Source organism: Rhizobium sp. SEMIA 4085 (assembly GCF_013004495.1).
Classification (GTDB): domain Bacteria; phylum Pseudomonadota; class Alphaproteobacteria; order Rhizobiales; family Rhizobiaceae; genus Rhizobium; species Rhizobium gallicum.
On record NZ_JABEPH010000151.1, the window covers coordinates 1 to 13062 of the forward strand.

The following is a 13062-nucleotide window of genomic DNA, read 5'->3' on the forward strand; positions in this document are numbered from 1 at the left end:
CCAGTGTATAGCGGTTCTTTGCCGCAAAGGCGCCGACGGCCTTGCCGATCTTCGCCAGCGGCTCACCGGCCTTCACCTGGTTGAGGCCGACCCAGAGCGCCCGCTTGCCGTCACGGCAGAGCCTCTCGATCTTTGGCTTGACCGGCGGCACGGTGAAGGAGGCGCCGGTATCGGCGAAAAAACCGTCCTTTTCGGCCGAGACGTCAATATTGATGAGATCGCCCGGGCGGACCATGCGCGATCCCGGAATGCCATGGGCGATTTCCTCGTTGACGCTGATGCAGGTCGCACCCGGAAACTGATAGCAGAATTCCGGCGCCGAACGCGCGCCCGCATCTTCCAGGACCTTGCGGCCGATCTGGTCGAGTTCCAGCGTCGTCATGCCGGGCTCGACTGCTGCTGCCATCACCTGAATGGCATTGGCGCAGATGCGGCCGATCTCCTTGAGCTTTACCAGTTCGTCGTCGTTTTCGATTACCATCGCTTTTCCCGGCCCGCCGCAAGGCGCAGGCCATTGCGGGTTCAGGCCGTGGCTTTCGCCCCTTCGCCCGTGTCAGTCAATGCCTTTCTGACAAGCGGGGCCACTTTCGTGCCGTAGAGCTCGATGCCCCGCATCACCTGATCATGCGGCATGAGGCCGATCGCCATCTGCAGCAGGAAGCGGTCGTTCCTAAAGATCTTGTGATGTGCGACGATCTTTTCGGCCACGACCTCCGGGTCTCCGACGAAGAGCGCGCCGGAAGGGCCGCGCGACATATCGAAATGCGCCCGGCTCGTCGGTCCCCAGCCCCGCTCGCGGCCGATGCGGTTCATGACCTCCGCCTGCGGTCCGTAGAATTGATCAGCGGCTACATCCGTCGTGTCGGCGATGAAACCGTGGACGTTGATACTGGTCTTCAGCTTTGCCTGGTCCTGCCCTGCCCGGCGCGCAGCCTCGCGATAGAGATCGAAAAGCGGCGCAAAGCGGCGCGGCTCGCCGCCGATGATCGCAAGCGCCACCGGCAAGCCGAGCGCACCGGCGCGCGCCACCGATTGCGGCGTGCCGCCGACAGCGACCCAGAGTGGCAACGGATCCTGCAGCGGGCGCGGATAGACACCGCGGCCGTTGACCGGCGCCCGCAGCTCGCCCTGCCATTTGACGGTCTCGCTTTCGCGGAGCGTCATCAGCAGATCAAGCTTCTCTTCAAAAAGCTGGTCGTAGTCTTCGAGGTTGTAGCCGAAGAGCGGAAAGGATTCGATGAACGAGCCGCGCCCTGCCATGATCTCGGCACGACCGTTGGAAAGCAGATCAAGCGTCGCAAACTGCTGGAATACGCGAACCGGATCGTCCGAGGAGAGCACGGTCACGGCGCTGCTCAGCCGGATATTCTTCGTCTTGACCGCAGCCGCGGCAAGCACAACGGCGGGCGCGGAGACGGCATAGTCGGGCCGATGATGTTCGCCGAGCCCGAACACGTCGAGCCCCACCTGATCGGCAAGCTCGATCTCCTCGATCAGATGCTTGAGCCGATCGGCCCCCTCCGCACCCTTGCTGCGCTCAGGGTTCGGATTGACGTCGGCAAAGGTATAAAGGCCCAATTCCATAATCGGCATCCCGTTGAATGTGCCCATGGAGATAAGAAGACAAGCAGCGGAGGGCAACCGGAAATTCTGGAACGGACCGTTCGATGAAGTTGATGGGCCATTGCCCTGTTCTTGAATGGAAACCTGCACGTCCGCTGGCAGGCTGCAGAGTTTCTCGGCTTGCGGACGCAAGCCGGCTGGATTCCCGTGCTCGTCACAAGAACAGCCGCGGCACGTCGGCGGGCGAAAAACTCGCATTTCTACTGTAAGATAAATCACTTCGCAGCTTCAACGGAATCACTTTCCGAACAGCTTTACAATGATACCGACCGGTCAGGAGAGCAGCGTTCAGCACCGATCTCCTGCTCCATTGCGGAAAGTCAGATGCGGGCCAGAAGCTCGGCGAGCTGATCGGCAGCCTTGCCCCAGCCTTCGTGGAAGCCCATCTTTTCGTGCTCTTCCTTGTCTTCGGCCCGCCAATGCAGTGCCTTGGCGGTGTACTTGGTCCGGCCGTTGCCGAGGTCTTCGAGAAGCACCAAGGCGGTCATGAAGGGTTTTTCGGAGGGAACCCAGGCGCTGGTATAGGCGTCAGTCAGGACGATCTTCTCGTTTTCGACGACTTCCAGATAGACGCCGTGGTTTGGAAATTCCTGGCCTTCCGGGCTGCGCATGACGACAAGGCTCGAACCGCCCGGGCGAACGTCGCTTTCGACCTTGGACACGGTCCAGGGGCGCGGGACGAACCATTCCTTCATAAGTTCCGGATCGGTCCAGGCCTTGAATATCTTTTCGCGCGGGGCATCGAATTCGCGGACGAGAACGAGTTCATGTTTTGCATCGGCAATCATCTCAGCATTCCTCCTGTTGAACGAAACCTGTTTTCCATCAGGTTGTTACAAAGACGTGTCGCAATTTGCCGTTCCGACATCGCCCACGATTATTTCTTGAAGTTTATTTCGCAACCGGATGTGCCGGCTCGCTCTGCAGCTTGTCGATCTGCAGGCGGATGTGAGCCGCTTCGGCAGCTGAATTTGCAAGCGCGATCGCGCGGTCGAAGGCTTCGCGCGCCTCCCTCGCCCGGCCCATCTGCTTCAGCAGGCCGCCGCGCAGGCCATGAAAGTAGAAATAGCCGTCGAGCTTTTCACCGAGCGTTTCGACAAGCCGCAAGGCCTCCTCCGGTCCCTTAAGCTTCGAAATCGCAACCGCCCGGTTGAGCGTGACGACCGGGGACGGCTGAAGGCGCTCGAGCACGCGGTAGAGCAGATCGATCTCTTCCCAGTCCGTGTCTTCGGCTCGCTTCGCCCGGGAATGAATAGCCGCAATTGCCGCCTGCAACTGATAGGGTCCGGGCCGGCGGTGGCGGATCGCCTTGTCGAGCAGATTCAGCGCTTCGTTGATCAAAGCATGATTCCAACGCGAGCGGTCCTGATCTTCGAGCAGTACCAGTTCGCCATTTGCCTCGAAGCGCGCGTCGCGCCGCGAGATCTGCAGCAGCATCAGCGCCAAGAGCCCCATGATCTCCGGCTCGCCCGGAAAGATGCGAAGCAGGAGGCGGCCGAGCCGGATCGCCTCATCGCTGAAGGCGGCCGCCTCGCGTTTCGGATCGCCCTGCGAATAGCCCTCGTTGAAGATCAGGTAGATCATCGTCGAGACGATCGAAAGACGCTCCGCCCGCTCCTCGGGACCCGGCGTCTCGAACGGCACGCCGGCTTTCGCAACGCGTGCCTTGGCGCGGGTAATCCGCTGCTCCATGGCACTTTCGCCGACGAGAAAGGCGCGCGCGATCTGCGGCACAGAGAGCCCGGAAACGATGCGCAATGCCAGCGCGATCTGCTGGGTGGCAGGCAGGTCGGGATGACAGCAGATGAAGAGCAGCCGCAGGATATCGTCGCGATAGTTGGATTCGTCCAGCCGGTCGGCAATATCGCTTTCGGCATCCTCCTTGTCGGAGATCAAGTCTTCGTCCGGCAACGCCTGGGTCTTTGCCTGTTTGCGCACTGCGTCGATACCGCTGTTGCGGCCGACGAAGATCAGCCATGCGGTCGGATCGCGCGGCGGGCCTTTTTCCGGCCAAGTGCGGATTGCCCGCAGACACGCCTCCTGAAACGCTTCTTCCGCAATGTCGAGATTGCGGAAGTAACGCAGCAGCGCGCCCAGCGCCTTCGGCCGGGCAGCAGTCAGCGCAACGTCGATCCAGGCGATATCCGTCATGTCGAGGCTTCTCCGGGCCGGAAAACGTAAAACGGCCGAATTTCATAGGACGTCGAGCCTGGATTGACCGCCGACAGCTCCTTCGAAAAAGCGATCGCCTCGTCCAGGGTCTCAAAATCAACGACGTAAAAACCGAGAAGCGCTTCCTTGGTTTCCGCGAAAGGACCGTCGAGCACGAGCGGTTCTTCCTTGCCCTTGCGCACGGTGGTCGCCGCCGTCGTCGGCATCAGCCGGCCCGTCGGACCGAGCCTTCCAGCCTGAGCAACGGGGGCCTGCACGGCATGGAGCTTCGCCATGACGGCGTCTTCCTCCTCCTTGGACCAGGAGAAAACGGTCTCTTCATTGGCATAGCAAAGGATTGCGTAAAGCATCTTCCACTCCTCTTCCTCAATGACGAAGAAGTAACCCGGTATCCGACAGGACGCAGCAAAAATTATCGTTGAGAAGATCGGCAAGCCGTATGGTGAAAGACCCGTGAGCGCGGGCAGCAGCGTTGCCGCACCGGCCATGTTCAAGACGTGATCAATCGCTTCGCCATCTGATCCAGCGCCCGCTTGAAAAGGCCTTGTCATCGAGCGCACGCGACAGCACAAGAGCCGCCTGTATTCCAAGCACGGCGTTCTCCGCCGTCGCCCTCGCCTCGTTGGCCGGGCGGCCGCTGCGGACAAGGGCACCGGCGAGCGCATCGATCCAGCGCTGGAAATAGCCGTTGATGGTGGCCGCAAATCGATCACGGGTTTCATCCAGCGCGAAGGCGCCGACCAGGCAGATACGGCCGCCGGAGCGGAAATAGGCGTCGGCGTTCTTCCACATTGCCGCGATCGCTTCGGCAGGATCTTCGCGGCGCAGGGCTCGTAAACGAATTGTTCGAACCAAGTGTCGACATCGGCGAGTACGGCGGCTGCCATCTCTTCCTTTCCACCGGGAAAGAAGTGATAGAGGCTGCCCTTGCCGATGCCAGTCCGCTCAGTGATCCGGCTCAGCGTCGCTCCTTCGAAGCCCAGCTCGCGGAAGATTTCCGCAAGCAGCGGCACCACGTCAGCGCGTTCGTAGAGCGTTCTCAGAGCTGCCACCTTCCTTCAAAGACCAAGGTCGGAGGGGCCGGGATGATCATCTGGCCGCCGGCCGAGCGGCCAGTGGAATTTGCGGTCCGATTCCTTGATCGGCAGATCGTTGATGCAAGCGAAACGCCGCTGCATCAAGCCCTCTGCATCGAATTCCCAGTTCTCGTTGCCGTAGGAGCGAAACCAGTTGCCGCTGTCGTCATGCCACTCATAGCGCACGGCAATGCGGTTCTCGCCGAAGGTCCAGAGCTCCTTGATCAGGCGATAATCCAGCTCCTTTGCCCATTTGCGCGCAAGGAACGCAACAATCTCGGCGCGGCCGTTTATGAATTCCGCCCGGTTCCGCCAGCTGCTGTCCGGCGTATAGACGAGCGATACCCTTTCCGGATTGCGGCTGTTCCAGCCGTCTTCTGCCATGCGGATTTTCTGCGTTGCGGTTTCCAGTGTGAAAGGCGGGACGCGTGCACTCGTGATCACCTCCTGTACTGATGAGAATGCATTGTACCATTACAGAATTGGCAACGAGCCCTGCTGCGCATTTCATCCCCTGATAGAGATTGGCGATACGCCCACGCTTTTGACGCATTTCGTCTATTTGTTTCCTGCTGCAGTGCACGGTCGAGAGAGGGAACCATGCGGCAGGAAAAGACCCGCATCGATTGGCTCGACATCGCCAAGGGGATGTCGATCATCCTCGTGGTCATCTACCACACGCTCCTCTACCACGACTTCCACGAGATTGCGCCGGACCTTTATGCCCGCATCAGCGGCATCATGACGCCGATCCGGATGCCGCTGTTTTTCACCGTCTCCGGCTTTCTTGCGGCATCGGCCGTACAGGCGCCCTGGCGCGACTTCCTGAGCCGGAAGATCTGGCTGCTCATCTATCTCTTCGCCGTCTGGAGCACCGCGCGCTGGCTGTTCTTCCACTATATCCAGACCAATGCCCTGGTACCGGCCGAAGGCAGCGATCCCTACCAGTTGATCGAGATGTGGTGGGCGCCCAATACAGGCATCTGGTTCATCTGGGCACTGGCAATCTTCATGGTCGCCACGAAGCTTCTTTCTTCCGCCCATCATGCGACGTCGATCGCGATCGCCGCCATGGTCTCGATCCTGACTTTCGGCGAGCATCTGCAGATCGATCTCTTTACCCATCGCAATGTGCTGCAGTATTTCGTCTTCTTCCTCTTCGGTTGCTGGTACGGAAAATCCGTGGTCGGCACGATCACGCAGCGCCCGCTTCTGATGGCATTCGGCGGCTTCCTGCTGTTTGCGGCACTCTATCTGTTGCGCTGGCGGCTACAGGCCATCGAGAAAGGCAGTTGGGCGCTGATCTCTTCCATCGCCGGCCTGGCATGGCTTTGCGGAACCGCTGTACTGATGTCGCGGCTGCAGCCAGTTCGGCACGCTTTCGCCTATTTCGGGCGTAACACGCTTCCGGTCTATGTGACGCACGTCATGATTGCTTCCCTGCTTGTGGCGGCGATCGCAACGCTGGTGAAGGCGCACGCGGCAAGCGGTTATGTGACCGCACCTCTTGTCGTGATCATCGCGATCGGCCTGTCGCTCGCCATCAAGGCCGTTGCCGATCGCAGCGGCGCCGGCTGGCTCTACGTTCCCCCCGCAAGGCGCAAGCGGCAAGCAATTGCCGCTTAAAGCGGGCAATAGCTGCGCCAAGACGAACGCTAAACTTCGCTCAACGTCCGCTTTACAGCATTGCGCCATCCCTTGACCTTGGCGGCCCGCGTCTTCTCATCCATGTCCGGCTCGAAGCGCCGGTCGCGCTTCCACCTGGCGGAGAAGGTCTTGCGGTCGGGCCACACACCCGCCCTGCTCCCGGCAAGCCAGGCAGCACCGAGGGCGGTGGTTTCGAGGATGACCGGGCGATCGACGGGAGCTTCGAGCAAGTCTGCCAGCCGCTGCATCGTCCAGTCGGAGGCGACCATGCCACCGTCGACGCGCAGCACCGTGTCGTCCTTGCCGTTCTTCCAGTCCTTTTGCATGGCATCAAGCAGGTCGCGGGTCTGGTAGCACACGGCTTCGAGCGCCGCGCGGGCGAATTCGGCTGGACCGCTGTTGCGGGTGAGGCCGAAAATCGCGCCGCGCGCCTCCGGGTCCCAATGCGGCGCGCCAAGTCCGGTGAAGGCGGGGACGAGATAGACCTCTTGTGTCGGGTCGGCCCGTTCCGCAAGCTCGCCGGTCTTGGAAGCGCGGTCGATGATCCCGAGGCCGTCGCGCAGCCACTGCACGGCCGCGCCAGCAATGAAGATCGAGCCTTCGAGCGCGTAGGTCGTTTCGCCGTTTAGGCGGTAAGCGATCGTGGTAAGCAGCCGGTTCTTGGAGCGCACCAAGTCGGCGCCGGTGTTCAAGAGCGCGAAGCAGCCTGTGCCGTAGGTCGATTTCATCATGCCAGGCTCGAAGCAGGCCTGGCCGATGGTCGCGGCCTGCTGATCGCCGGCTACGCCGAGAATCGGGATCGCGGCGCCGAAGATCGAGGCATCGGCAACGCCGAACTCATCTGCACAGTCCTTCACCTGCGGCAGCATGGCGGCCGGCACGCGCAGGATTTCGAGCAGGTCTTCGTCCCATTTGTTCTCGGCGATATTGTACATCAGCGTGCGCGAGGCATTCGTGGCGTCGGTGACAAAGCTCTTGCCGCCGGTCAGCCGCCAGATCAGGAAGGTGTCGATGGTGCCAAAGCAAAGCTCGCCCTTGGCGGCACGCGCCCGTGCTCCCTTCACATTGGCCAGCAGCCAGGAAAGCTTGGTGCCCGAGAAATAGGGATCGAGGATCAGCCCGGTCTTCTTCGTGAACGTCTTTTCGAGGCCCTGGCGCTTGAGATTGTCGCAGTATCTCGCCGTGCGGCGGTCCTGCCAGACGATGGCGTTCTGGATCGGCTTGCCGGTCTCGCGTTCCCACACGACAACAGTCTCGCGCTGGTTGGTGATGCCAAGTGCCGCGATGTCCTTGGCTTCGATCTTCGCCTCGCGCAGCGCCATGTGGATGGTGGAGACCACCGAATCCCAGATCTCCTCCGGATCGTGTTCGACCCAGCCGGAACGCGGATAGATCTGCGTGAACTCCTTTTGGCCCGCGCCGGCGATCCTCATCTCGCTATCGAAAATGATCGCCCGCGTCGATGTCGTGCCCTGATCGATCGCCAAAACATATCCGCTCACGCCTGTCCCTCCCATGCGCATTGCCTTGTTGCAGAAATCAATAAGGCACCAAAGCGAACCTGAAAAGAAAATAAAACGAAAAAGAACCAGCGCTCGGCTGCTCTCTTTCCAGCCTGCAAATCGTCTCTCCCGCGCGATTGCCAGAAGCGCCGCTTTGGGCATAACCTTCGCGATATTGCGTCGCGAAAACAAGCCATAGGGAGTACAGCATGAAGAGAACCGTTGTCGTCACCGGATCCACCAGCGGCATTGGGCTTGCGATCGCCACCGCCTTTGCCCGAAAGGGCGACAATGTCGTCATCAACGGCTTCGGAAAGGCGGACGAAATCAAGGCGATAGTGGAACGGCTTGAATCGCTGTCCGAGGGAAATGCCCTCTACCACCCAGCGGATATGACGAAACCCGCGGAGATTGCAGACCTGATCGCCACGGCGGCGAAGACCTTTGGCACCGTCGACGTGCTGGTCAACAATGCCGGCATCCAGCATGTCGAGAAGATCGAGGATTTCCCGATCGAGAAATGGGACCAGATCATCGCCATCAACCTGTCGAGCTCGTTTCATACGATGCGCGCCGCCATCCCGCAGATGAAGGCGAAGAAGCATGGCCGCATCATCAATATCGCCTCGGCGCACGGCCTCGTCGCCTCGCCTTTCAAATCCGCCTATGTGGCCGCAAAACATGGTATATTAGGCCTGACGAAGACAGCGGCGCTCGAACTTGCCGAATTCGGCGTGACGGTAAACGCCATCTGCCCCGGCTATGTGCTGACGCCGCTCGTCGAAAAGCAGATACCGGATACCGCCAAGGCCCGCGGGATGACGGAGGAACAGGTAAAGACCGAGGTCATCCTCAAGGCCCAGCCGACGCGCGAATTCGTCAAGGCCGAGGAGATCGGCGCCATGGCGCTCTACCTCGCCAGTGACGACGCCCGGCAGGTGACCGGCACCCACATCTCGATTGACGGGGGCTGGACTGCGGCATAACCATTTCAAAAACAAGAACAAGGAACAACATGAAAGACAGCATCCGCTTCATCCTCAACGGCGAGGACATCACGCTGAGCGATGTCTACCCCTCCGAGACGCTTCTCGATTTTCTGCGGTTGAGGCGCCGGCTGACCGGCACGAAGGAAGGATGCGCCGAGGGTGATTGCGGCGCCTGCACGGTGCTCGTTGGCCGCTTGCTCGACGGCAAGCTCTTCTATGAGACGGTCAATGCCTGTATTCGCTTCTTAGGATCGCTGAACGGCACGCATGTCGTCACCGTCGAGCATCTGGCCGCCAGGAACGGCACGCTGCATCCGGTACAGCAGGCGATGGTGGACTACCACGGTTCGCAATGCGGTTTCTGCACGCCGGGCTTCGTGATGTCGCTCTATGGCCTCTGGCTTTCCAACGAAAAACCCGGACGGCCCGAGATCGAAAAGGCGCTTCAGGGCAATCTCTGTCGCTGCACCGGTTACGAGCCGATCGTCAAGGCGGCCGAAGCCGTCGGCCGTGCGCGTCCGAGCACGCTCTTTGATCCGCTCGAAAAGACCCGCTCTGAAATCGTCTCCAGGCTCTGGGCGATGCAGACACGCGAAACGATCACCATTGTTTCCGGCGAGGACCGGCTGATCGTTCCCGGCTCGGTCGAGGCGTTGGCGCGCGTTCTGGCCGATGAACCGCAGGCAACCGTCATCGCCGGTTCCACCGATGTCGGACTCTGGGTGACGAAACAGATGCGCGCCTTGAGTCCTGCCATCTTCATCAATCACCTGAACGAACTGCAGGCGATCAAGACCACGGATGGCGGCGTGACGATCGGTGCGGGCGTCACCTATACCAAGGCTTTCGAAATCCTTGCGCCGAAGCTACCGACGCTCGGCAATCTCATCAACCGCATCGGCGGCGAACAGGTGCGCAACATGGGTACGATTGGCGGCAATATCGCCAACGGTTCGCCGATCGGTGACAGCCCGCCGCCTTTGATCGCGCTTGGCGCCACGCTGAAGCTGCGCTGTGCAACGGGCACGCGCATGCTGCGGCTCGAGGATTATTTTATCGACTACGGCAACCAGGACCGCAAGCCTGGCGAATTCGTCGAGAGCGTCTTCATGCCCTACCCGGCCGAAGGCAGCCAGTTCGCGGTCTACAAGATCACCAAACGCCGCGATGAGGACATCACTGCCGTGCTCGGCGCCTTCTATCTAACACTCGATGAGGCAGGCGACGTCAACGACATCCGCATCGCCTTCGGCGGCATGGCCGGAACGCCGAAGCGCGCCCGCACCGTCGAATCCGATCTCATCGGCAAACCGTGGAACGAGGAAACGGTCGACAGGGCACGCGACGCCTTCGACGCCGATTTCCAGCCGCTGAGCGACTGGCGCGCCACCGCCGAATACCGGCAACTGACGGCAAAGAACCTGCTGAGGCGCTTTTACCTGGAAACGGTTGGAACGCCAGTGGAATTGAAGCGGTTCGAGGGGGTGGCGTGATGACGATCATCAACATCGTCGCAAGCGGCCCCCCTCATCCGGCTGCCGCCACCTTCTCCCCGCCGGGGCCGTCATGCTCGGGCTTAAGCCGAGCACCCACGCCTGAGCAGCGAGAGCCGGCACCAAACGCCAGTGCAGGCAACTCGGAGGAGCCATCTGATGGATAAATCCACCTTCGACACCGCCAAGGTCATCATCAGCGGTCCCATGCACAGCGCGCTGAAACATGATTCAGCGCATAAGCATGTCACCGGAACTGCCGATTATATCGACGATATTCCGGAACCCGCGGGCCTGCTGCACGGCGCGCTCGGAATGTCCGAGCGCGCCCATGCCGAGATCCTCAGCATGGACCTTTCCGAAGTCCGCCGGCACCCCGGCGTCCTTTGGGTCTTCACCGGCAAGGACGTGCCGGGCGTCAACGACGTCAGTTCAAATGGCAGCCATGACGAGCCGCTGCTTGCCGAAACCGAGGTCGAGTTCCACGGCCAGCCGGTCTTTGCGGTGATCGCCGAGACCCGCGATGCAGCACGGAAGGCCGCACAGAAGGCGAAGATCGAGTATCGCGATCTGCCGCACTGGAGCGATATCGACGGCGCGCTCGAAAACGGCAGCCCGCTCGTCATCGCGCCGATGACACTGCAGCGCGGCGATGCCAAGGCCGAGATGGACAATGCCCCGCACCGGCTGAAGGGCCAAATACGCATCGGCGGGCAGGAGCATTTTTACCTCGAAGGCCACGTCGCCATGGCGATCCCCGGCGAGGACGACGAGGTGACCGTCTGGTCCTCCACGCAGCATCCGAGCGAAATCCAGCATATCGTCGGCCACGTGCTGAACATTCCGTCGAATGCCGTTACGGTGAATGTGCGCCGCATGGGCGGCGGCTTCGGCGGCAAGGAAACGCAGGGCAACCAGTTTGCAGCGCTTGCCGCCATCGCCGCCAAAAAGCTGAAACGTGCCGTTAAATTCCGCCCCGACCGCGACGAGGACATGAGCGCCACGGGCAAGCGCCACGACTTCCTGGTGGATTACGAGCTCGCCTTCGACAATGAAGGCCGCATCCACGCTGTCGACGCAACCTATGCGGCGCGCTGCGGCTTCTCGTCGGACCTGTCCGGCCCGGTGACGGACCGCGCCCTATTCCATGCCGATTCCAGCTATTTCTATCCGCATGTGCATCTGACCTCGATGCCGCTGAAGACGCATACCCCCTCGAATACTGCCTTCCGCGGCTTCGGAGGGCCGCAGGGCATGTTGGGAGCCGAGCGCTTCATCGAAGAGATCGCTTATGCGATTGGCAAGGACCCGCTCGAAATCCGCAAACTGAACTTCTACGGCCAGCCCGGTTCCGGCCGCACGACGACGCCCTACCACCAGGAAGTTGAAGACAACATCATCCTGCGCATCGTCGAGGAATTGGAGGAGCGCGCCAATTACCAGGCCCGCCGCAATGCCATCATCGGCTTCAACCGCGACAGCCGCTACATCCGCAAGGGCATTGCGCTGACGCCCGTGAAATTCGGCATCTCCTTCACGATGACGGCCTTCAACCAGGCGGGCGCCCTGGTGCATATCTATCAGGACGGTTCGATCCACCTGAACCATGGCGGCACGGAGATGGGCCAGGGCCTTTATACCAAGGTGGCGCAGGTGCTGTCCGAAAGCTTCCAGGTCGATATCGACCGCGTGAAGATCACCGCGACGACCACCGGCAAGGTTCCGAACACGTCTGCGACCGCCGCCTCCTCCGGTTCCGACCTGAACGGCATGGCCGCCTATGACGCTGCGCGGCAGATCAAGGAGCGGCTCGTTGCCTTCGCCGCAGACAAATGGAGCATCGATCCGGCAGAAATCGTCTTTTTGCCGAACCGGGTGCGCGTCGGCGAGAAGGAAATCCCCTTCCCCGATTTCATCAAGCAGGCTTATTTCGCCCGCGTGCAGCTCTCGGCAGCGGGCTTCTACAAGACGCCGAAAATCCACTGGGATCGGGCAGCAGGGCGCGGCACGCCGTTCTATTATTTCGCCTACGGCGCCGCCTGCAGCGAAGTCTCGATCGACACACTGACCGGCGAATACTTGATTGACCGCACCGACATCCTGCACGACGTCGGCCGCTCGCTGAATCCGGCGATCGACATCGGCCAGGTGGAAGGCGGCTTTGTGCAGGGTATGGGCTGGCTGACGACGGAAGAACTCTGGTGGGACGACAAGGGCCGGCTGCGCACGCATGCGCCCTCGACCTACAAGATCCCGCTTGCCTCCGACCGGCCGAAGATCTTCAACGTCCGTCTCGCCGAATGGTCGGAGAATGCCGAGCCCACCATCGGCCGCTCGAAGGCCGTTGGCGAACCGCCGCTCATGCTGGCGATCTCCGTGCTCGAAGCACTCTCGATGGCGGTGGCCAGCGTCGCCGACTACAAGGTCTGCCCACGGCTCGACGCCCCGGCAACGCCGGAGCGGGTACTGATGGCGGTGGAGCGGATGAAGCGGGTGTGAGAGTGGCTGGCTCACTAATGCCTCAAGCCAAGGTGAATAAGCGGGGGAGCAAGACTTGCCC

General features: G+C 61.2%; 11 protein-coding genes and 1 pseudogene. 4 read left to right on the forward strand and 8 right to left on the reverse strand.

Translation table 11 applies throughout. From position 1 onward, the window contains the following. The 7 genes and pseudogenes from C9413_RS16445 to C9413_RS16475 form a co-directional block, all read right to left on the reverse strand. The coding region (locus C9413_RS16445) for a M24 family metallopeptidase (RefSeq protein WP_170250644.1) at positions 1-481 on the reverse strand (481 nt) is incomplete at its 3' end. A gap of 41 nt (positions 482-522) precedes the next feature. Further along, positions 523-1584 carry an LLM class flavin-dependent oxidoreductase gene (locus C9413_RS16450; protein ID WP_039846862.1) on the reverse strand — a complete coding sequence of 354 codons (1062 nt, stop codon included), beginning with the start codon at positions 1582-1584 and terminating at the stop codon, positions 523-525. A gap of 359 nt (positions 1585-1943) precedes the next feature. Further along, positions 1944-2411 (reverse strand): SRPBCC family protein, encoded by a 468-nt coding sequence (locus tag C9413_RS16455; protein ID WP_039845545.1) that lies wholly within the window; start codon positions 2409-2411, stop codon positions 1944-1946. A 103-nt stretch (positions 2412-2514) separates the two neighbouring features. Next, complete coding sequence (locus C9413_RS16460) at positions 2515-3774, reverse strand: RNA polymerase sigma factor (RefSeq protein WP_039845546.1); 1260 nt, start codon at positions 3772-3774, stop codon at positions 2515-2517. Continuing rightward, entirely contained in the window at positions 3771-4145 is a 375-nt protein-coding gene (locus tag C9413_RS16465) for a YciI family protein (RefSeq protein WP_022714124.1), read from the reverse strand. The genes C9413_RS16460 and C9413_RS16465 overlap by 4 nt, the downstream gene beginning before the upstream one ends. Positions 4146-4285: 140 nt before the next feature. Beyond that, positions 4286-4838 (reverse strand): annotated as a pseudogene (locus C9413_RS16470) (TetR/AcrR family transcriptional regulator). Between the two features lie 15 nt (positions 4839-4853). After that, the gene (locus tag C9413_RS16475; RefSeq protein ID WP_052451555.1) at positions 4854-5255 is read right to left on the reverse strand and encodes a nuclear transport factor 2 family protein; all 402 of its coding nucleotides are present in this window, start codon (positions 5253-5255) and stop codon (positions 4854-4856) included. 216 nt (positions 5256-5471) lie between these two features. Here C9413_RS16475 and C9413_RS16480 point away from each other — a divergent pair, with 216 nt between their 5' ends. Next, positions 5472-6497: an acyltransferase family protein gene (locus tag C9413_RS16480; RefSeq protein WP_039845547.1), complete on the forward strand. Its 1026-nt coding sequence runs from the start codon at positions 5472-5474 to the stop codon at positions 6495-6497. A gap of 29 nt (positions 6498-6526) precedes the next feature. Here the strand turns inward: C9413_RS16480 and glpK are convergent, their stop codons facing one another. Beyond that, the gene (glpK, locus tag C9413_RS16485) at positions 6527-8020 is read right to left on the reverse strand and encodes a glycerol kinase GlpK (RefSeq protein ID WP_039846864.1); all 1494 of its coding nucleotides are present in this window, start codon (positions 8018-8020) and stop codon (positions 6527-6529) included. Positions 8021-8229: 209 nt separating this feature from the next. Here glpK and C9413_RS16490 point away from each other — a divergent pair, with 209 nt between their 5' ends. From C9413_RS16490 to xdhB, 3 genes are all read left to right on the forward strand, one after another. Then, complete coding sequence (locus C9413_RS16490) at positions 8230-9006, forward strand: 3-hydroxybutyrate dehydrogenase (protein ID WP_039845548.1); 777 nt, start codon at positions 8230-8232, stop codon at positions 9004-9006. A 29-nt stretch (positions 9007-9035) separates the two neighbouring features. Next, positions 9036-10502: a xanthine dehydrogenase small subunit gene (xdhA, locus tag C9413_RS16495; protein WP_039845549.1), complete on the forward strand. Its 1467-nt coding sequence runs from the start codon at positions 9036-9038 to the stop codon at positions 10500-10502. Positions 10503-10661: 159 nt separating this feature from the next. Then, positions 10662-13001 carry a xanthine dehydrogenase molybdopterin binding subunit gene (gene xdhB, locus C9413_RS16500; RefSeq protein ID WP_039845550.1) on the forward strand — a complete coding sequence of 780 codons (2340 nt, stop codon included), beginning with the start codon at positions 10662-10664 and terminating at the stop codon, positions 12999-13001. Positions 13002-13062: the final 61 nt, after the last annotated feature.